The sequence below is a fragment of the Pseudomonas sp. NY15463 genome (assembly GCF_048068415.1).
GTDB lineage: Bacteria > Pseudomonadota > Gammaproteobacteria > Pseudomonadales > Pseudomonadaceae > Aquipseudomonas > Aquipseudomonas mosselii_C.
Genome location: NZ_JBLUQD010000002.1, coordinates 633609 through 652176 on the forward strand (window position 1 = coordinate 633609; position 18568 = coordinate 652176).

17 protein-coding genes are annotated in these 18568 nt (G+C 63.5%); 5 read left to right on the forward strand and 12 right to left on the reverse strand.

The genetic code is table 11. The annotated features are described in order from the left end of the window. Nucleotides 1-114: 114 nt before the first annotated feature. From ampE to ACNFIC_RS07060, 3 genes are all read right to left on the reverse strand, one after another. Complete coding sequence (gene ampE, locus ACNFIC_RS07050; protein ID WP_138218957.1) at nucleotides 115-945, reverse strand: regulatory signaling modulator protein AmpE; 831 nt, start codon at nucleotides 943-945, stop codon at nucleotides 115-117. Next, the gene (gene ampD / locus ACNFIC_RS07055; RefSeq protein ID WP_138218958.1) at nucleotides 942-1508 is read right to left on the reverse strand and encodes a 1,6-anhydro-N-acetylmuramyl-L-alanine amidase AmpD; all 567 of its coding nucleotides are present in this window, start codon (nucleotides 1506-1508) and stop codon (nucleotides 942-944) included. The genes ampE and ampD overlap by 4 nt, the downstream gene beginning before the upstream one ends. Before the next feature lie 73 nt (nucleotides 1509-1581). After that, nucleotides 1582-3732, reverse strand: coding sequence for a DUF1631 domain-containing protein (locus ACNFIC_RS07060; RefSeq protein WP_138218959.1), 2151 nt, complete (start codon nucleotides 3730-3732; stop codon nucleotides 1582-1584). A 245-nt stretch (nucleotides 3733-3977) separates the two neighbouring features. Here ACNFIC_RS07060 and nadC point away from each other — a divergent pair, with 245 nt between their 5' ends. Next, the gene (nadC, locus tag ACNFIC_RS07065) at nucleotides 3978-4826 is read left to right on the forward strand and encodes a carboxylating nicotinate-nucleotide diphosphorylase (protein ID WP_138218960.1); all 849 of its coding nucleotides are present in this window, start codon (nucleotides 3978-3980) and stop codon (nucleotides 4824-4826) included. A gap of 89 nt (nucleotides 4827-4915) precedes the next feature. Here nadC and trxB read toward each other — a convergent pair whose 3' ends face one another. Next, nucleotides 4916-5878, reverse strand: a complete 963-nt coding sequence (gene trxB / locus ACNFIC_RS07070) for a thioredoxin-disulfide reductase (RefSeq protein WP_138218961.1) — start codon at nucleotides 5876-5878, stop codon at nucleotides 4916-4918. Between the two features lie 318 nt (nucleotides 5879-6196). Between trxB and cysZ the strand changes: the two genes are divergently transcribed. Continuing rightward, the gene (gene cysZ / locus ACNFIC_RS07075) at nucleotides 6197-6925 is read left to right on the forward strand and encodes a sulfate transporter CysZ (RefSeq protein WP_138218962.1); all 729 of its coding nucleotides are present in this window, start codon (nucleotides 6197-6199) and stop codon (nucleotides 6923-6925) included. A 66-nt stretch (nucleotides 6926-6991) separates the two neighbouring features. On the opposite strand, the gene ACNFIC_RS07080 is transcribed toward cysZ, so the two are convergent. Then, entirely contained in the window at nucleotides 6992-8308 is a 1317-nt protein-coding gene (locus ACNFIC_RS07080; RefSeq protein ID WP_416780513.1) for a methyl-accepting chemotaxis protein, read from the reverse strand. A 177-nt stretch (nucleotides 8309-8485) separates the two neighbouring features. Between ACNFIC_RS07080 and ACNFIC_RS07085 the strand changes: the two genes are divergently transcribed. Further along, nucleotides 8486-9703, forward strand: a complete 1218-nt coding sequence (locus ACNFIC_RS07085; protein ID WP_416780515.1) for a glycosyltransferase family 4 protein — start codon at nucleotides 8486-8488, stop codon at nucleotides 9701-9703. Here ACNFIC_RS07085 and ACNFIC_RS07090 read toward each other — a convergent pair. From ACNFIC_RS07090 to ACNFIC_RS07100, 3 genes are all read right to left on the reverse strand, one after another. Next, on the reverse strand, nucleotides 9672-10775 hold the full coding sequence (locus tag ACNFIC_RS07090; RefSeq protein WP_416780517.1) for an NADH:flavin oxidoreductase: 1104 nt from the start codon (nucleotides 10773-10775) through the stop codon (nucleotides 9672-9674). The genes ACNFIC_RS07085 and ACNFIC_RS07090 overlap by 32 nt on opposite strands. Before the next feature lie 137 nt (nucleotides 10776-10912). Further along, on the reverse strand, nucleotides 10913-11395 hold the full coding sequence (locus ACNFIC_RS07095) for a glutathione peroxidase (protein ID WP_138218966.1): 483 nt from the start codon (nucleotides 11393-11395) through the stop codon (nucleotides 10913-10915). Between the two features lie 145 nt (nucleotides 11396-11540). Continuing rightward, nucleotides 11541-12026: an FKBP-type peptidyl-prolyl cis-trans isomerase gene (locus ACNFIC_RS07100; protein WP_138218967.1), complete on the reverse strand. Its 486-nt coding sequence runs from the start codon at nucleotides 12024-12026 to the stop codon at nucleotides 11541-11543. 14 nt (nucleotides 12027-12040) lie between these two features. Between ACNFIC_RS07100 and ACNFIC_RS07105 the strand changes: the two genes are divergently transcribed. Beyond that, entirely contained in the window at nucleotides 12041-12328 is a 288-nt protein-coding gene (locus ACNFIC_RS07105) for a DUF3565 domain-containing protein (RefSeq protein WP_346763672.1), read from the forward strand. A 32-nt stretch (nucleotides 12329-12360) separates the two neighbouring features. Then, entirely contained in the window at nucleotides 12361-14451 is a 2091-nt protein-coding gene (gene pta / locus ACNFIC_RS07110) for a phosphate acetyltransferase (RefSeq protein WP_138218969.1), read from the forward strand. 85 nt (nucleotides 14452-14536) lie between these two features. Here pta and ACNFIC_RS07115 read toward each other — a convergent pair whose 3' ends face one another. The 4 genes from ACNFIC_RS07115 to ACNFIC_RS07130 form a co-directional block, all read right to left on the reverse strand. Further along, complete coding sequence (locus ACNFIC_RS07115) at nucleotides 14537-15256, reverse strand: OmpA family protein (protein ID WP_171030920.1); 720 nt, start codon at nucleotides 15254-15256, stop codon at nucleotides 14537-14539. Between the two features lie 94 nt (nucleotides 15257-15350). Further along, complete coding sequence (locus tag ACNFIC_RS07120) at nucleotides 15351-15995, reverse strand: MBL fold metallo-hydrolase (protein WP_138218971.1); 645 nt, start codon at nucleotides 15993-15995, stop codon at nucleotides 15351-15353. 127 nt (nucleotides 15996-16122) lie between these two features. Beyond that, on the reverse strand, nucleotides 16123-16815 hold the full coding sequence (locus tag ACNFIC_RS07125; RefSeq protein ID WP_138218972.1) for a sensor histidine kinase: 693 nt from the start codon (nucleotides 16813-16815) through the stop codon (nucleotides 16123-16125). Beyond that, the gene (locus ACNFIC_RS07130; RefSeq protein WP_138218973.1) at nucleotides 16812-18419 is read right to left on the reverse strand and encodes a tetratricopeptide repeat-containing response regulator; all 1608 of its coding nucleotides are present in this window, start codon (nucleotides 18417-18419) and stop codon (nucleotides 16812-16814) included. Before ACNFIC_RS07130 ends, ACNFIC_RS07125 begins: the two co-directional genes overlap by 4 nt. Nucleotides 18420-18568 lie beyond the last annotated feature (149 nt).

An 18568-nucleotide genomic window follows, 5' to 3' on the forward strand; every position in this document is an offset into this window, starting at 1 on the left:
TTGTTCTGCGGCGTAGCACAAGGCCATCTATGCCGTGGGCCTTTGTATAACGCAGATTGAATTCAAGGTTTGTAACTTAAGGTTAAAGCATCCGCCTGTGGCGCAGAGCGTCGATCAGACCAGTACCGTCCATAGCGCAAAGCACGCGTACCACAGCACCGCACACCGCAGCAGCAGCTCCCACAAGCTGTCCAGGTGCTCCAGGCCCTGCTGACGGCTCTCCTGCTCCGGGATATCGTCGGCCACCCGGCCCACTTGGGCGACCAGCTGCGCGGCGCTGGCCTGCCAATCGAGCAGCGCATGCAGCATCACGCGGGTGACAGCCACGAAATTACCGACCAACGCGAAGCTCAATGCCACCACCCGCACCGGCAGCCAGTCAAGGGCGTGACGCAGTTGCCCGGCCAGCCCTTGCAGCCCCGGCTGGCGGCTGTTGTCAGCGCTCAAGGCAAGTAGCCGGTAGGCCAGCGCTGCACCCGGCCCCAGCAGGAAGTACCAGAAGATCACGGCGAAAAAGCTTTGGTAGGCCTGCCACAGCAAGTGCCCCTGAACCCGTTTGATCAAGCCCTCAGAGTCATCGGCGGCCAGCCCCAGGTCACGCTCGGCAACATGCAGCGCAGCCTGGTCATCGCCACGGCGCCAGGCATCGCGAAACGGCCCAAGTGCGGCTTTCACATCGCCCCGACCGAGGCTGTAAAGCAGCACCAGCAGGTGCAGCGGCAGCGCCAGCAGGCCGTAGGCGACCGGCTCCAGCACATGCAGCAGCAATACCAACAGTGCCACCGGAGCGAGTACCAGCAGCGCCAATGCCCACGCGGGTTGCGTCTTGCCAGTGCGCTCCAGGCGCGTCAGCTCGCCCAGGAAAAAACCGTCGCGCTGAACGCGCTGGCGCAGCGCCGAGAACTTTTCGATCCACAGCACCAGTACCAACACCAGAAAACTCATGCGTAGTCCTCATTGCTTTGCACCGCAGCGCGGTAGCGCGGCCAGTCGAAGGCCGGACCCGGATCGGTCTTGCGGCCAGGGGCGATGTCGCTGTGTCCTTGGATACGTGCCAGGTCGATAGCCGGCCAGGCCTGTCGAATCTGCCCGGTCAGGTGCGCCAGGGTCGCGTACTGGGCATCGGTGTAGGGCAACTCATCGGTGCCTTCCAGCTCGATCCCAATCGAGAAATCATTGCAGCCCTCGCGCCCCTCGAAGCGCGACACGCCCGCATGCCAGGCACGATCGAGCAGCGAAACGAACTGGGTGACCGCGCCGTCGCGCTCGACGAACAGGTGCGCCGAAACGGTCAGCTGGCTGATGCCCTCGAAGTATGGATGTTCGGACGGGTCCAGGCGGTTCTGGAAGAACTGCTGCACCTTGCCGGTGCCGAAACAAGCCGGGGGCAAGCTGATGTTGTGAATCACCAGCAGCGAGATGGCCTCACCTTCGGGGCGGGTATTGAAGTTCGGCGAAGGGCAGCGGGTGACGCCGCTGAACCAGCCAGTGGCACGGTCCAATTGCATGAAGCAGATCCTGAAGAATGCCTGGGACAGGCCATCAGTATGCCTGTGTGTCGCACAAGGTTCGAGGGCGGGCTCAACGGGCCTGTTGGCCGCGTAACTGATCCAGCACGCCCTCAAGTGCGCGCTCGAACAACAACCCATCGTCGAGCGGGCGTACTTCGCCGCGGCGCAGGGCCATGGCCAGCCCGGCGCGATTCCATTCGCGTACTTTCATCCCCGTGCGGTTGGCGAACACGTAGCGATCGCTGCTGTCGATCCGTGCCACCAGCTTGCAGCGCAGCGGCTCTTCATCGTCCATCACTTCGACCCAGGTCCCCAAGCGCAGGCGCTCGACCTGACGCAAGGCCGGCTCTTGCTGATCGGCCACAAGATTAGGTGCGCAGGCCGACTCATCGGCGATGGCCAGCACGATATCCGACTGCACCCAGACATCGGGCAACGCGCTGTCATCGACCTGGGTTGCGCCACAGGCACGCAGGTGTAGACGTTCGAGCTGCTGGAAGAAATCGCGGGTGGCGGCCGAGTCCAGCGCCACCCCGGCCAGGCCTTCACGCAGCGCCTTGAGCAGCCCTGGCAAGCGCTCCAGCAACTGCCCAGGATGCGCGTGCGGGGCGATACTGGCGAGCAGTGCATCGACCGTCGCCAGGGCCTCGGTCCACGCCGGCGAGTCCTCGCCCTGCTTGAGCCAGGCCAGCAATAGCACTTGGCTCCAGGCATGTTCGAGCATCTGCACCACTACCAACGGCAGGACCCGACCTCGCAGGCGCTGGTTGAGCACTTCCTGCACCCGCAGGCGCGCCTGGAGCGTGCGCGCACGGCCCTCCTCGGCGTCGCGAGTGCGCTGCTCAAGCAGTTCGTTGCGCCGACGCTCGTCCTGGCTGAAGGCCAGAAATTCGTCAAGTAGCTCGTTGAACAGGCCGCAATCATCGGAGAAATCGTTGAGCAGGCGCTGTACCACACGCTCGACGCGCAGGTGCAAGCTGTCGCGCAGGCCTTCGCCATCGGCCTCCCAACCGATCGCCACGGCCGCGATCTCATTGACCAGGCGGCGCGCCGGATGGCTGGCACGGCTGAACAGCGCCTTGTCGATCAGCGCCACCTTCAGCAGAGGGATATGCAGACGTACGATCAGCGCACGCAGGCTGGCGGGCAGGTTGTCGTCGGCCTGGATGTAGTCGAACAGCAAACCGACCAGGTTGATCATGTCCTCGTCGCCAGGGGCGATGCGGCGGCGTGTACCACTGCGCACACTGACGCGTAGCAGCAGTTGCTCAAGCTGCTGGGCAAGGTTGAAGTCGTCGGGCTCGCCAGGCGAAGGCACGTAATGTTGCAGGTGGGTGAGCAGACGCAGCAAGTCGCCGGTGCTGATGGCGTGCGCCGTGCCTGCGCCCAGGCGTGGGGCAAGTTGGCCACGGGCCGGGGCCAACAGTTCACCCAGCGAGGCGATGAAGGCTTCGCCTGCGCTGTCGGTCCCGCCGTTGTCGGCCAGATCCACGCTGGCGGTGGCGTGCGTTGAGGCGTGGCGCCGGTCATCGGCGCGGCGCCGTGGCGCGGGCAACAGCTCGGGCAGCACCTGGGCGCTGGCCAACAACTGGTTGGCGTCTGCGTAAAGCAGGTCCAGATCACGCAGCACATAGCGCTCGAACAGCTTGAGCAACACCAGCTTGACGTTGATGCCCACACCCAGGTTGCGCCCGGCAGCGAGGAAGTACCGGCACAGATTAGCGGGCCCGAGCGGATTACGGGGCACGTCCAGATCCTGTTCGAGCAGCGCAGCCAGACGCACGGTCAACTGTTCAAGCACCAAGCTATCACGCGAGAGCACGCGGTCGACCATGCCTTGCACCGCCACCACGCGCGCCAACGGGCCATTGCCCGCAGCCAACGGCACCATGCCGGGCAACTCGAAGGCATCGACCTGGCCGATGCGTGCGAACGCTTCGTAGAAGGTATCGAGAAAACCCCGTTCGATGCTCTTGCGCTTAAGGCGCAGGTCGCGCATGGCTTCGAAATAGAGGTTTTGATCACGACGCCCCGTGGCCTTGTCGGCCATCTCGAAGAGGGTGTCGTCAGCATTGTCGAACAGCGCTTGCAAGCCCTGGCGCAGTTGCAGTGCGGCCTTGTCACGCACTTGCAGCAACAACACGGGAAGGCAGGGCGAGAGCGCTGGCGCGCCTCGTTCGATGGCCCCCGCCAGGGGCACCACCTTGCCTTCTTTACGCATCCGGGACTCCTTGCTGGATGTTGCACTGTTCAACGGGCTTAAAGATCGTCAAAGCTATGACGCCAAATACTAGACGCCATTATCAGCGAAAAATCTTACTCCCGCTAGCTCGCGTTTCTCACGCGGCTAAAGACAGTGCATTTGTCGGATTGCTCACCTGGCCTGACCAAAGGTCATCTGCGCCATGGCTGTACAGCTCGCCCCCCTGCCCTATAATCGCCGCCATCTAGCTTGTGGAGCCGACCATGCCGAACCTACGCCTCGCCGACTTGACCGCCGAAATCGAAGCTAACGTGCGCCGCGCGTTGCTAGAGGATATCGGTGGCGGCGACATTACCGCCCAGCTGATTCCGGCCGAGCGCCTGGCCAAGGCAACCATCATCACCCGCGAGGACTGCGTGATCGCCGGTACTGCGTGGGTCGATGCGGTATTCCGCCAGCTCGACCCAAGGGTGGCGGTGCACTGGCAGGTGGCCGATGGCGAACGGGCATCGGCCAACCAAGTGTTGTTCCACCTCGAAGGCCCGGCGCGCTCGCTGCTCAGCGGCGAGCGTTCGGCGCTGAACTTCCTGCAACTGCTCTCGGGCGTAGCCACCCGTGCAAGGTTCCTGGCCGACTTGGTCGAAGGCACCCAGGTGCGCCTGCTGGACACCCGCAAGACCTTGCCGGGGCTGCGCCTGGCGCAGAAGTACGCAGTCACCTGCGGCGGCTGTCACAACCACCGCATCGGCCTTTACGATGCCTTCCTGATCAAGGAAAACCACATTGCAGCCAGTGGCGGTGTGGCCCAGGCCGTAGCGGCAGCGCACCGCATCGCTCCGGGCAAGCCGGTGGAGATCGAAGTGGAAAGCCTGGATGAGCTGCACGAGGCGCTGGCCGCCGGGGCCGATATCGTCATGCTAGACGAGCTGAGCCTGGATGAAATGCGCGAAGCGGTGCGCATCACCGCCGGCAAGGCCAAGCTCGAAGCCAGTGGCGGCGTCAATGAGACCACCCTGCGGGTAATCGCAGAAACCGGCGTGGACTACATTTCCATCGGTGCCATGACCAAAGACGTCAAGGCTGTGGACCTGTCGATGCGCCTGAGTCTCTGAGGTATTGCTCAGACACAAAAAAACCGGCCAGATGGCCGGTTTTATCGTGAGGCCCGCGCGAATTGGGCGGCGGGCCCACGATGGCTCGGTCAGAACGAGGCGTTGGCCAGGCCGTCCAGGTAACGCTCGACGTCCAGTGCGGCCATGCAGCCAGCACCGGCCGAGGTGATCGCCTGGCGATACACGTGGTCGGCCACGTCGCCTGCGGCGAACACGCCTTCGACGTTGGTGGCGGTGGCGTTGCCTTCACGGCCGCCATTGACCACCAGGTAGCCGTCCTTGAGGGTCAACTGGCCTTCGAACAGCGAGGTGTTCGGGGTGTGGCCAATGGCGATGAACACGCCGTCGACCTTGATTTCGTCGCTGCTGCCGTCGTTGTTCTTCAGGCGCGCACCGGTCACGCCCATGTTGTCACCCAGCACTTCGTCCAGGGTGGCGTTGAGCTTCAGCTCGATCTTGCCTTCAGCCACGCGGGCGTGCAGCTTGTCGATCAGGATCTTCTCGGCGCGGAACGTATCGCGGCGGTGCACCAGGGTCACCTTGCTGGCGATATTGGCCAGGTACAGCGCCTCTTCAACGGCGGTGTTGCCACCACCGACCACGGCCACTGGCTTGTTGCGGTAGAAGAAACCGTCGCAGGTCGCGCAGGCCGAAACGCCCTTGCCCATGAAGGTTTCTTCCGACGGCAGGCCCAGGTAACGGGCGCTGGCACCGGTGGCGACGATCAGGGCATCACAGGTGTAGGTGCCGCTGTCACCGCGCAGGGTGAACGGCTTGTTGGCCAGATCGACAGCGTTGATGTGGTCGAAGACGATCTCGGTCTCGAAACGCTCGGCGTGTTCCTGCATGCGCTGCATCAGGGCCGGGCCGGTCAGGCCGTGGGGATCGCCCGGCCAGTTGTCGACTTCGGTGGTGGTGGTCAACTGGCCGCCTGCCTGCATGCCGGTGATTAGCAGCGGCTTGAGGTTGGCGCGCGCAGCATACACCGCAGCGCTGTAGCCGGCAGGGCCGGAACCGAGAATGATGACACGCGAATGACGTACTTCGGACATGACGAACTCCTGTCGAGCGGGCCGCACCGTCAAGGTGGCGGTTGCGCCAGCTGGAATTAAAAAGGGCCTACGCAGCACTTGGGGAAGGCTACAACGCGTCGGCCCTGAAACGAGAAAGTGAGCGCACTGTAGCGAGGCCGCAGAGATTAAGGAAATATCCTTCGACAATCCACCTTATAGACAGTCTCTATGTGCAGAACACGCCGATAGCAAAATCCTAAACGCTTTGTTACACCCCGTTTCCCCAACCCTGTTCACCTTTCGTCGAAACGGCAAACTCGGTATGGTCAGCGCGTTTTCCTTCTGCGGAGCATGCCGATGCAAACCCCCGTCCTTTCCGGCCCACAGTACCTGCGCGAAGGCCTGAAACTGGTGCTCAGCCCAGGTCTGCGCCTGTTCGTGCTGCTGCCCCTGGCGGTCAACCTGCTGCTGTTCGGCGGTCTGATCTGGTTCGCCGGCCATCAATTTAGCATGTGGGTCGACCACCTGATGCCCACCTTGCCCGACTGGCTGAGCTTCCTGAGCTACATCCTCTGGCCGCTGTTCGTCGCCCTGGTGCTGCTGATGGTGTTCTTCAGCTTCACCCTGCTGGCAAACGTGATCGCCGCGCCGTTCAACGGCTTCCTGGCGGAAAAGGTCGAGGTCGTGGTACGCGGCCAGGACACCTTCCCGCCGTTCAGCTGGAGTGAGCTGGTAGCCATGGTGCCGCGCACGTTCAGCCGCGAGATGCGCAAACTCGGCTACTTCCTGCCCCGCGCCATCGGCCTGTTCATCTTGTCGTTTATTCCGGTGGTCAACGTGATCGCCGCGCCGCTGTGGCTGGTGTTCGGTATCTGGATGATGGCCATCCAGTACATCGACTACCCGGCCGACAACAACAAGATGAGCTGGCAGGACATGCTCGCCTGGCTGCGCAGCAAGCGCTGGCAATCGATGGGCTTTGGCGGGATCACCTACCTGGCGCTGATGATACCGCTGGTCAACGTGCTGATGATGCCCGCGGCAGTGGCCGGGGCGACGTTGTTCTGGGTGCGTGAGCGCAACTGATCAGGCTGAGCGCCACAGGCGGTGGGAGTGGCCCAAGTAAAGGGCCGCTCGCACCTGCCGGAACACTCAGGCAGACAACTGGCTGGAAAACTGCCCCACCGCATCCACGACCTTCTTCGCCCCTTCCTGGATCTCCACGATCACCCCGCCGGTATCGGCGGCCAAGGCCAGGCCTTGCTCGGCCTGGCGCTTGCTGGTGTCGATGATGTCCACCGCTGCCTGGGCGAGCTGCTCGTTTTGTTGCACCACCTTGGCGATTTCCTCAGTGGCGCTGCTGGTGCGTGAGGCCAGTTGGCGTACCTCGTCGGCCACCACGGCAAAGCCACGGCCTTGCTCGCCGGCGCGCGCGGCCTCGATGGCGGCGTTGAGCGCCAGCAGGTTGGTCTGGCCGGCGATGTCGCTGATGGTCTTGATGATCGCGCCAATCACCTTCGACTGCGTATCCAGCGCCTGGATACCCTCGGCGGCCTGCTGCATCGACCCCTCCAGGCCGCGCATCACTTCCACGGTCTGGGTCACCACATCGGTAGCCTTGCGCGCGCAGCCGTCGGTTTCGATCGACGTGGTGTAGGCGATATCCGCCGCCTGGGCCACGGCCTGTTCCTGGTTGACCTGATCGGTGATGACAGTGGCGAACTTGACCACTTTGTAGAGTACATCGTGGGCGTCGATGATCGGGTTGTACGAAGCTTCCAGCCACACCGTACGGCCATGGGCGTCAATGCGCTTGAAGCGGTCGGCAATGTACTCGCCACGGCGCAGCTTTTCCCAGAATGTCTTGTACTCGGCCGAAGCCGACGTTTGCGGCTCGCAGAACATCCGATGATGCTTGCCACGCACCTGCTCCAGGCTGTAGCCCATGCTCTGCAGGAAACGATCGTTGGCGGTAAGGACCTGGCCCTCAAGATCGAACTCGATCACCGCAGTAGAACGCATCAGCGCCTTGATCAGGCTTTCATGCTCGCGGGAAGCTTCGATGGTGCGGGTCAGGTCGCTGGAGTGCAACGAAAAATGCCGAATGCGCCCGCTGCTGTCCTTGACCGGTTGCAGGATCGAACGCAGCCAGGCCTCTTCACCATTGCCGCGGAGCAAGCGGAAGGCGCCATTGAGATGTTCGCCACGAGCGATGGCGGTCTTCATGCGCTGGTAAAAATCGAGCTTTTTCACATGGGCCGGGACGATCTCTTCGATGTTGCGGCCGATCAATTGCTCGGCGCGGTAACCCATTTCGGCCTCGAAGTTGGAATTGACCGACTCGATGCGCCCCTGTGGGTCTAGCTGCAACACCAGCATTTCGCTGTCGAGGCTGTTCTTGACCTGCTCGACGGACAGTAGCTCCTCACGCAGTTGCTGAACTTCTTGCTTCAATTTGCTGTTGAACATCAACGGTCCCAGAGCGCATACCCAAATTCGAATGCTTCTGCATCGGCCAACAGGGCGGGGTTCTTGAGCAACCGACAAGGAAATATTCAGCCGGCTGAAAACGCCGGAAACCAGGCGTCATCTAGCCGTCACACAACCGTCACATGACCGCAATTGGGGCAGCGGAGACTTTTTTCCATGAACACACCGCCCCTGCACATCACCCTGGTCAGCGAAACCTTCCCACCCGAGATCAATGGCGTGGCCAATACCCTTGGGCGCCTCTGCGATGGCCTGCGCCTGCGTGGCCATCAGGTAGAACTGATCCGCCCGCGCCAACTCGCCGACGCACACTCGGTCGCGCCTGCCGATCTGCTGTTGTGCCGGGGCTGGCCGCTACCGGGCTACCCCGGGCTGCAATGGGGTGAAGTGTCGATGCACAAACTGCTGCGCCGCTGGCGCAGGCAGCGTCCAGATGTGCTGTACATCGCCACCGAAGGGCCGCTGGGCCTGAGTGCCCTGCGCGCCGCGCGACGCCTGGGAATTGCAGTGGTCAGTGGTTTCCACACCAACTTCCCGCAATACTCCGGGCAGTACGGCCTGGGCCTGCTGGCACGCATGCTCACCCACTACCTGCGCTGGTTCCATCGACGGACCGCGATCACCCTGGTTCCCAGCGCCAGCCAGCGCCTGGAGCTGGAACGTCGTGGGTTCGAGCGGCTTGGGCTGATGGCACGAGGCGTCGACGCCTACCTGTTCAACCCGGCCCGGCGCAACGACGCCTTGCGCGCGCAATGGGGGCTGGGCGCAGACGACATCGGCGTACTCTACGTCGGGCGCCTGGCGGCGGAAAAGAACCTGGCGCTGCTGCGCCCGTGCCTGGAGGCCTTGCAGCGCAGTTATCCACAGCGACGCCTACGCCTGATCCTGGTCGGCGATGGCCCACTCAGCGCACGCCTTCAACAGCAGTTGCCCGACGCGCTGTTCTGCGGCGCGCAGCGTGGCGAGGCGCTAGCCGAGCACTATGCCAGCGCCGACCTGTTCCTGTTCCCCAGCCTCACCGAGACGTTCGGCAACGTGGTGCTCGAAGCCTTGGCCTCGGGGCTGGCGGTGGTTGCCTACGATGAGGCCGCCGCCGCCCAGCACATCTGCCATGGTCACAGCGGTGCCCTGGCGATGCCGGGCGACCAAGCCGCGTTCATCGACGCCGCATGCTGGCTGCTCGAAGAGCGCGAAACCTTGCGCCGGGTACGCCTGAACGCCCGTCAGCACGCCAGCCGCCAAGGCTGGCCAGCGATCGTCGAGCAGTTCGAGGGGTATCTGTACAGCGCCTGTCGCGGCGCAGTCGCCTCGACAGGCCAGATCGCGTCTACCGGGCTGCCGATCAAGCCAGGCTCGCCAGCGCCTGACGGCTGAACGGCAGCACATCGGCCTCCCGCCCATCGCGAACCTTCTGCGCCCACTGGGCATCGACCAGCAAGGCGCGGCCCACCGCCACCAGGTCGAACTCCTGGTCTTCAAGGCGGCGCAGCAGGCCTTCCAGGCTGGCCGGCTTGGCCACCTTGTCGGTGTCGACCATGAACTGCAGGAACTCCCCATCCAACCCCACGCTGCCCACGGTGATGGTCGGCTTGCCGGTGAGCTTACGGGTCCAGCCGGCCAGGTTGAGGTCGCTGCCGTCGAACTCAGGCTCCCAGAAGCGACGTGTGGAACAGTGGAAGATATCCACACCCGCCTCGGACAACGGCGCCAGGAACGCGCCCAGTGCCTCTGGGGTGTGCACCAGGCGCGCGGTGTAGTCCTGCTGCTTCCACTGCGAGAAGCGCAAGATGATCGGGAAGTCCGGCCCCACTGCGGCGCGTACTGCGCGAATCAACTCGATGGCAAATCGCGAGCGACCAGCCAGATCGCCACCGTAGCCATCGGTACGACGGTTGCTGGCGTCCCAGAAGAACTGGTCGATCAGGTAGCCGTGGGCGCCATGGATTTCCACACCGTCCATGCCAATGGCCTGGGCGTCGCGGGCCGCCTGGGCGAAGGCGGCAATGACCTCGTCAATGTCATCCTGGGTCATCTCGTGCACCAGCACCTTGCCGTCCTTCTGCTTGCCGCTCGGGCCGTAGGCCGGCACATCGCCGTCCGGCTCGGTGCCCAGGCGACGCACGCTACCCACATGCCACAGCTGCGGCACGATGCGCCCACCTTCTGCATGCACCGCATCCACCACACGCTTCCACCCCGCCAAGGCATCGTCGCCATGAAAACGCGGCACATTCGGGTAACCGTTGGCAGCGCGGTGCGCGACCGTGGTGCCCTCGGTGACGATCAGGCCAACCCCGGCCTCAGCGCGGCGACGGTAGTACTCGACCACGCCGTCGTGGGGCACGCCGCCAGGGCAGAAGGTGCGGGTCATCGGCGCCATTACCACGCGGGTCGGCAGCTCGAGCGAGCCGAGGGTGAAAGGCTGGAACAGGGGGTTGCTGGACATGCGGCGCTCCCGGCATGGCTGAGGAATCGCCAGAGCTTAGGCGGCGCAGGAAGGTGGGCACAGCATCATTGATTGGGGTGATTGTCCGGTATCGCGGATGAGCGCGGGACACGCCCGCGCCCTCACTGGCACACCAATCAGGCCAAGGCTTTCTCGATCGCCTGCACCACGCTTGGATCGTCCGGCGCGGTACGTGGGGCGAAGCGGGCCAGTACGCGCCCATCCTTGCCCACCAGGAACTTCTCGAAATTCCAGCTGATGTCGCCAGGAAACTCCGCGCCCTCGCCCGCCAGCAGGCGGTACAGGGAATGCCGGTGCGGGCCGTTGACTTCAAGCTTGGCGCCCAGCGGGAAGCTCACCCCGTAGGTGAGGCGGCAGAACTCCTGGATGTCCTTTTCACTGCCGGGTTCTTGTCCAGCGAACTGGTTGCACGGCAGGCCCAGCACATTGAACCCTTTGCCCTTGAACTGCTGGTGAAGTTTTTCCAGCGAGGCGTATTGCGGCGTCAGGCCACACTTGGAGGCGACATTGACCACCAGCACTACCTGGCCCTTGAACGGTGCGAGGGGCAGGTCCTCGCCGTTCAGCGCCTTCAATGTCAGGTCGTGAAATGCACTCATGATGAATCCCCTCTCAGGTTCCCAATGGTCGCTGGGGCGAATCACGCCCACTAAAAAGGCGCGCGGCCAAACCGTTCACCCTCCCTAGGAGGGCAAGTACGGCTTGCCCGAGCGCCTGGCGACTCTCTGAGCGTAGCGCAGAAAATCAGTGGTGGTGGCCACCTTCACCGTGGATGTGGCGGTGAGCGACTTCTTCGTCGCTGGCATCACGCACGTTGACCACCTTCACTTTGAAGTTCAGGCGCTGACCGGCCAGTGGGTGGTTGCCGTCGACGGTGATGTCGTCGCCATCGATGTCGCGGATAGTGACGATCTGCATCTGGCCATCCGGCGCCGAGGCGTGGAACTGCATGCCGACTTCCAGTTGGTCGACGCCCTCGAACAGGCTACGGTTCAGGGTGCTGACCAGCTCGGCCAGGTATTCGCCGTAGGCTTCTTCCGGCTCGATGGCAACGTCCAGCTCATCACCGGCCTGCTTGCCTTCGAGGGCCTTTTCCAGGCCCGGAATGATGTTGGCAGCACCGTGCAGGTAGACCAGCGGCGCACCGCCGGAGGAGCTGTCGATGACCTCACCAGCGTCGTTGGTCAGGGTATAGTCGATGGAGACAGCCTTGTTGGCGGCGATCAGCATGGGGGCAAGACCTTTTGCAAAAGAATGTAGAACGGGGAAGTGTAACCAAGGCACCGCCCGATTGCGAACCGACCATGGACGAAGGGGCGCCCGTCAGTCTGATCACAGGCTTCAGCCAGGACGAAGACGGCCATTGGGTGGTCGCACTGTCCTGCGGGCACACCCAGCACCTGCGCCATCAGCCCCCCTGGCAAGCCCGTCCCTGGGTGCTCGACGCCGAGCAGCGCCAGCAGCGCATTGGCCAAGCCTTCAACTGCGGCTGGTGCGCCCAAGGGGCGGTTAGCGATACCCTTGGCCGTTGATTCTTTTGCACCGCTTATTTCGAGAAGCACGCATGCAGACATTTTTCATTGCCCCGACCGACTTCGGGGTCGGCCTGACCTCCATCAGCCTTGGCCTGGTGCGCACCCTGGAGCGCGCAGGATTGAAGGTCGGGTTCTTCAAGCCAATCGCCCAACCGCACCCCGGCGACACCGGGCCTGAGCGCTCCAGCGAGCTGGTCGCGCGCACCCACGGTATCAAGCCCCCCACGCCGCTGAGCCTGGGCCATGTCGAGCGCATGCTCGGCGACGGCCAATTGGACGAGTTGCTCGAAGAGATCATCCGCCTGTACCAGCAAGCCTGCGTCGGCAAGGATGTGGTCGTGGTCGAGGGCATGGTGCCCACCCGCCACGCCAGCTACGCCGCGCGGGTCAACCTGCACCTGGCCAAGAGCCTGGATGCCGAGGTGATCCTGGTGTCGGCGCCCGAAAACGAAGTGCTCAGCGAACTGTCCGGGCGGGTCGAACTGCAAGCCCAACTGTACGGTGGCCCACGCGACCCGAAAGTGCTCGGTGTGATTCTCAACAAGGTACGCACCGACGAGAGCATGGCCGACTTCGCCACGCGCCTGCGCGAGCATTCGCCGCTGCTGCGCGGCAACGATTTCCGCTTGCTCGGCTGTATTCCCTGGCAAGCGGAGCTGAACGCACCACGCACCCGCGATGTGGCTGAACTGCTCGGTGCCCAAGTGCTCAACGCCGGCGACTATGAGCAACGGCGCATGAACAAGATCATCATCTGCGCGCGTACCGTGGCCAATACCGTGCCACTGCTCACCTCCGGCACCTTGGTGGTGACCCCAGGCGACCGCGACGACATCATTCTTGCGGTCAGCCTGGCGGCGATCAATGGCGTGCCGCTCGCCGGCCTGCTGCTGACCAGCGACAGCAAGCCCGACCCACGCATCCTCGAACTGTGCCGTGGCGCGTTGCAAGCCGGGCTGCCGATCCTGTCGGTGAGCACTGGCTCGTATGACACCGCCAACCAGCTCAACTCACTGAACCGCGAGATCCCGGTAGACGACCGCGAGCGCGCCGAATTCATCACCGACTTCGTCGCCACTCACCTGGACGCTGCCTGGCTGCACCAGCGCTGCGGCACCCCGCGTGAGCTGCGCCTGTCGCCTGCGGTGTTCCGCTATCAACTGATCCAGCGCGCCCAGCAAGCCAACAAGCGCATCGTCCTGCCAGAAGGCGCCGAACCACTGCTGGTGCAGGCCGCCGCGCTGTGCCAAGCACGCGGCATCGCCCGCTGCGTGTTGCTGGCCAAGCCCGAGGACGTCGCCGCCGTTGCGCGCGCCCAAGGCATCAACCTGCCAGCGGACCTCGAAGTGCTCGACCCCGAGCTAATTCGTGGACGCTATGTCGAGCCGATGGTGGAACTGCGTAAGAGCAAGAACCTCAACGCCCCGATGGCCGAGCAGCAACTGGAAGACCCCGTGGTGATCGGCACCATGATGCTTGCCCTGGGCGAAGTGGACGGGCTGGTGTCGGGCCTTGTGCACTCCACCGCGAATACCATTCGTCCGGCGTTGCAACTGATCAAGACCGCGCCGGGCAGCAGCCTGGTGTCGTCGGTGTTCTTCATGCTGTTCCCCGACCAGGTGCTGGTCTATGGCGACTGCGTGATGAATCCGCACCCCAGCGCCGAGGAACTGGCCGAAATCGCTCGTCAGAGCGCCGAGTCAGCCGATTCGTTCGGTATCGCGCCAAGGGTGGCAATGCTCAGCTACTCCAGCGACTCGGCTGCCAGTGACGAAGAAGTGGAAAAAGTGCGCGCCGCCACACGCCTGGCCCAACAGGCCGAACGCAGCCTGCTGATCGACGGCCCGCTGCAGTACGATGCCGCTGCCAACCCGGACATCGCCCGCCAGCTCGCACCTTCGAGCCCCGTGGCTGGGCGCGCGACGGTGTTCGTATTCCCCGACCTGAACACCGGCAACACCACCCACAAGGCCGTGCAGCGCAGCGCCGACTGCGTAAGCCTCGGGCCGATGCTGCAAGGGTTGCGCAAGCCGGTGAACGACCTGCCCCGTGGGGCGCAGGTCGACGACATCGTGCACACCATCGCACTGACGGCGATTCAGGCCAGCCACGTGCGCTGAAACGCAACGCGGGGCAACCCCACGTCCAACGCCACCAAAGGCGTAGGGCGCGCGATTGCCCCGCGAGCGGCGCAGGCCCGATAGCTTATGGGTACTGCTGCACAGTGCCCTGCTGGTCGTACTGCTGGCCTGGAATAGGCTTGAGGTTGACCTCTACGCGGCGGTTCTGCGCACGGCCATTGGCGTCGTCGTTGCTAGCGACCGGCTGGTCCGGGCCCATGCCACGCACACTCACCCGCGAAGGGTCGACACCTTGCGAGGTCAGGTAGGTGCTGACAGCCTGGGCACGGCGCTGGGACAGGTCCATGTTGTGCTGGCGGCTGCCGGTGCTGTCGGTGAAGCCGACCACTTCAATGGTGTTCTGGTTGAACTGCTTGAACGAACCGGCCAGGTTGTTCAGCGGCGCATAGAAACTCGGGGAGATGTTCGCCGAGTCGGTGGCGAAGGTGATGTTGCCCGGCATGATCAGCTTGATCTGATCGCCCTGGCGCTGCACCTCGACACCGGTGTTGGCCATTTTCGCGCGCAGCTCGGCTTCTTGCTTGTCGGCGTAGTAGCCGTAACCGGCTGCGGCGGCGCCCACGGCCGCTGCACCGATCAGCGCGCCCTTGCCACGGTTGTTGTGGTCGATGGCAGCGCCGGCGATTGCACCGGCCAGCGCGCCCAAGCCACCGTACTTGGCGGTCTTGCTCATGCCCGTGGAGCCCTGCGCATCGCCCTGGCTCTGGCCATCATAAGGATTCTGGCCTGCACAACCGGACAAAACGGCGGCGGCGGTAGCGACGATAATCAGACGACGCATCATGGACAAGCTCCTACTGAATTCATAAGTGCAGCGGATCACGTACGGATCTGTGCCGGCCTTGGATCCTGGCGAGGCGAAAAAATTCCATGAAACTTCAGGCCCGTACGAAAGGGTTCTCACGCATCTCTTCGCCGAGGCGGGTATCCGGGCCATGACCGGTCACCACGACGGCCTGTTCATCCAAGCGGTACAGTCGCTCCTTGATGGAACGAACGATAGACCGCTGATCGCCACCCCACAAATCAGTACGTCCGATACCACGCCGGAACAGCGTGTCGCCGGCGATCAGCAGCTTGTGCTCGGCGAACCAGAAACTCATCGAGCCAGGCGTGTGCCCCGGGGTGTGCAACGCCACGCCGCAGCCGCAGGCCAATTCTTCGTCGTCGGCCAGCCAACGGTCCGGCGAGGGCACAGGCGTATAAGGCACGCCGAACGCCTGGCACTGCATTTCGAGGTTGTCCCACAGCGGTTGGTCGGCCTTGTGCAGGTGCAACGTGGCCCCCGTCAACGCCTTGAGCCGACCGGAGGCGAGGAAGTGATCGAAATGCGCGTGGGTGTGAATGATGCTGACCAAGGTCAGCCCGTGGTGTTGCAGGCGGTCGAGGATCTTCTGCTCGTCGCCGCCCGGGTCGACGACGATGGCTTTCTTGCTCAGCGGGTCGCCGATCAGCGTGCAGTTGCACTGCAACGGGCCGACGGGAAAAGTTTCGCGGATCAGCGATACCGATGGGTTTTCCATGAGCCCTGCCCCTCAATCAAAAAGTGTCCGGCCAAAGAGACTCCAAGGACGTCTCCAGGCATGCTTGGGGAGCAGGGTAACGAAAGAAACACCGGGCGACATCCTGGGCGGATGCGCGCCAGCGAATTCAGGGCAAATACAGCCGGAACAACCCGCCACCCAACGGCCCACCATTGGCGATCTCGATCCGCCCTTGCACGCCGTTGCGCTCGTGCAAGGCGGCAATACGCGCCGCGAAGTACAACCCCAGCCCGGTGCTGCCGCTCTGCTGATCGATGCCCTGCACATAGTCGCTCTGGCGCTCGAGCATACGCTGTGGATAACCCGCGCCGTCGTCGTTCACGCAGATGACCAATTGCTCGCCCTGCTCCTCGATGCTGATCAGCAACGCGTGACCGGCGTAGCGGATGGCGTTGCTGAGCACATTGGCTACCACCGAGGCGACCAGCTCGCGGTCGAAGAAACCCAACGGGTTATCGGTGTCGATGCGCCAAGTGGCGAGAATGTCGCGGTGGCGCAGCACTTCCTGGTGAGCGGCGAGCTGGGACTCGATGAAGTCGTCCAGCTCGTGGTAGTCAGGGCACACCGGCAACTGGTTGACACCCAGTTTGTACAGCCCCAGCAGCTGCACCAGCATGCCATTGAGGTGGCTGAATTCATGCTCCATGACCCCTTGCTCGGGGCCACCCTGCAACGCCTCGGGCAGGCGTGCCAGCCACTGGTTGTGGGCCTGGATCAGCGCCGACAAGGAATTCTTCAAGTCGTGCACGGTGGAGGCGATCACCGTGGAAAAATCCAGCCCCTGATTGTCCTGGTTCATGCGCCGAATACTCGCACGTGCAGCTTGCGGTAGCGATCGAAACGACTGTCGCTGCTCGGGATGCCAGCCACACAGGTCAGGCAACTGCGGCACTCCTGCATCAACTCGGGCGGTGGATTCTCGCCACCAATGCGCAACAGGGCCTGCGCGGTATTCAAGGCAATACTGATGTTCTTCGGCTGTAACGACAGGGCCTTGCGGAACATGCCCAACGCTTCGGCGAGCTGCCCACCCTGGTAAGCGCGCACGCCCTGGCGGTTGAGATCGACGGCTTCGGTCACCGCGCCAAGTACCGTAGGGTCATCGGTCAGTTTGGAGACGCTTTGCATCACCTTCGGGTCGTCGCCGTAGGTCTCCACGCACCCTTTGAGAATCGAGGTGCCCGCCCCTTCCTGGCCCAGTTGCTGCAATTGCTTGGCGACGGTTAGCGCCGCATCCACCGAGAAGAACTGATCCATCTTCTCCAGGCGCTGCATGGCCTGTTCGGTGAGCTTGGCGGCGGTGTCCGCATCGCCCGCCTGCTGCAGGCTGGCGGCCTTCATCAGGCGCGCGCGCACTTGCAGACCCTGGTCCTCGACGTGCTCCTTGGCCACTTCGCTGAGCACAGTATTGATCTCCACGCGGGTGCGCGCGTCCAGACCAAAACCTGCGTTCTTGTTCATCAGGGCCTGGGCCAGGCCCAGGTTGCTCTCGGCATCCTTGTAGCGCGAACTCTGCCCTTGGTTGACCGAGTGCCGATAGGCCTTCGAAGCGGTCTCGAAATCCGCGTTCTCCAGCGCCAGCTTGCCCAGCGCCGCCTGCCGTCGCACCGCCAACGGCGAAAGACGCACCGCTTCTTCAAGCATGTGCTGGGCACGGCGGCTCTCGCCTTGGGCCACCAGCACTTCGGCCATGCCGTCGTACAGGCTGGGCATGATCGGGAAAGCCTTCAGCGCCTGCTCGTAGACGCCTTGGGCCTGTGCATGCTGACCGCGCTTGTGCAGCAGGCTGCCGAGCGCCGCGTACACCCATGGCTGCGGGCGGCTGGCGAGGATGCTCTTGAGAAACTTCTCAAGCTCGTCGAAGCGATTCAAATCGCGCAGGGCGTCGGCCCGATAACGCAGGCACAACGGCGCAAAGCGCGGGTCCTTCTTGCACAGCTCGGCGCATGCGGCCAGCACCTGAGCCGGCTGGCCACGGTCGAGGGCTTGCAGGATCGGCTTGAGCAGCGTCTTGCGCTGCTCCAGTTTTTCCAGGCGTTGGGCCAGGCCCACACGGTTGAAGGGCTTGGTCAGATACGCATCGGGCTCATGCTCGATGGCGCTGAGGACGATGGACTGGCTGCTCTCGGCGGTGACCATGATGAACACGCACTCATGGCTGATCAGCTTGTCGAGGAGCAGGTCTTCGAGCACTTGCTGGCCATTCTTCTTGCCATCGCCGAGGTGGAAATCCTGCAGGATGAAGTCGTAGCGTTTCTGCCCACACATGCGCAACGCCTGCTCACCGCTGTCAGCGGTATCGACGTCGCGAACGCCCAGTTCGCGCAGCATGGAGCGGGTCGACGTTCGGAAATCGGTGAAGTCGTCGACGATCAGAAAGCTTTTTTGCCCGTACTGCAGCATCAGGACAACCTGTCGTGGAAAAAGGAGAGATGGCGCATGGCGACGTACGCCACCGAAAGGGGTATCGGCAACGCTACGGGAAAGATGAGCCCAAGAGGCAACGCAAATGATGGCCTATGGCCGCCATCTTAACGGGCAATGCGCCAGGT

What these genes read in the sequence shown, in the direction of transcription:
- ampE (WP_138218957.1), bottom strand. Translation starts at nt 945, where the DNA reads ATGAGTTTTCTGGTGTTGGTACTGGTGCTGTGGATCGAAAAGTTCTCG.
- ampD (WP_138218958.1), bottom strand. Translation starts at nt 1,508, where the DNA reads ATGCAATTGGACCGTGCCACTGGCTGGTTCAGCGGCGTCACCCGCTGC.
- ACNFIC_RS07060 (WP_138218959.1), bottom strand. Translation starts at nt 3,732, where the DNA reads ATGCGTAAAGAAGGCAAGGTGGTGCCCCTGGCGGGGGCCATCGAACGA.
- nadC (WP_138218960.1), top strand. Translation starts at nt 3,978, where the DNA reads ATGCCGAACCTACGCCTCGCCGACTTGACCGCCGAAATCGAAGCTAAC.
- trxB (WP_138218961.1), bottom strand. Translation starts at nt 5,878, where the DNA reads ATGTCCGAAGTACGTCATTCGCGTGTCATCATTCTCGGTTCCGGCCCT.
- cysZ (WP_138218962.1), top strand. Translation starts at nt 6,197, where the DNA reads ATGCAAACCCCCGTCCTTTCCGGCCCACAGTACCTGCGCGAAGGCCTG.
- ACNFIC_RS07080 (WP_416780513.1), bottom strand. Translation starts at nt 8,308, where the DNA reads ATGTTCAACAGCAAATTGAAGCAAGAAGTTCAGCAACTGCGTGAGGAG.
- ACNFIC_RS07085 (WP_416780515.1), top strand. Translation starts at nt 8,486, where the DNA reads ATGAACACACCGCCCCTGCACATCACCCTGGTCAGCGAAACCTTCCCA.
- ACNFIC_RS07090 (WP_416780517.1), bottom strand. Translation starts at nt 10,775, where the DNA reads ATGTCCAGCAACCCCCTGTTCCAGCCTTTCACCCTCGGCTCGCTCGAG.
- ACNFIC_RS07095 (WP_138218966.1), bottom strand. Translation starts at nt 11,395, where the DNA reads ATGAGTGCATTTCACGACCTGACATTGAAGGCGCTGAACGGCGAGGAC.
- ACNFIC_RS07100 (WP_138218967.1), bottom strand. Translation starts at nt 12,026, where the DNA reads ATGCTGATCGCCGCCAACAAGGCTGTCTCCATCGACTATACCCTGACC.
- pta (WP_138218969.1), top strand. Translation starts at nt 12,361, where the DNA reads ATGCAGACATTTTTCATTGCCCCGACCGACTTCGGGGTCGGCCTGACC.
- ACNFIC_RS07115 (WP_171030920.1), bottom strand. Translation starts at nt 15,256, where the DNA reads ATGATGCGTCGTCTGATTATCGTCGCTACCGCCGCCGCCGTTTTGTCC.
- ACNFIC_RS07120 (WP_138218971.1), bottom strand. Translation starts at nt 15,995, where the DNA reads ATGGAAAACCCATCGGTATCGCTGATCCGCGAAACTTTTCCCGTCGGC.
- ACNFIC_RS07125 (WP_138218972.1), bottom strand. Translation starts at nt 16,815, where the DNA reads ATGAACCAGGACAATCAGGGGCTGGATTTTTCCACGGTGATCGCCTCC.
- ACNFIC_RS07130 (WP_138218973.1), bottom strand. Translation starts at nt 18,419, where the DNA reads ATGCTGCAGTACGGGCAAAAAAGCTTTCTGATCGTCGACGACTTCACC.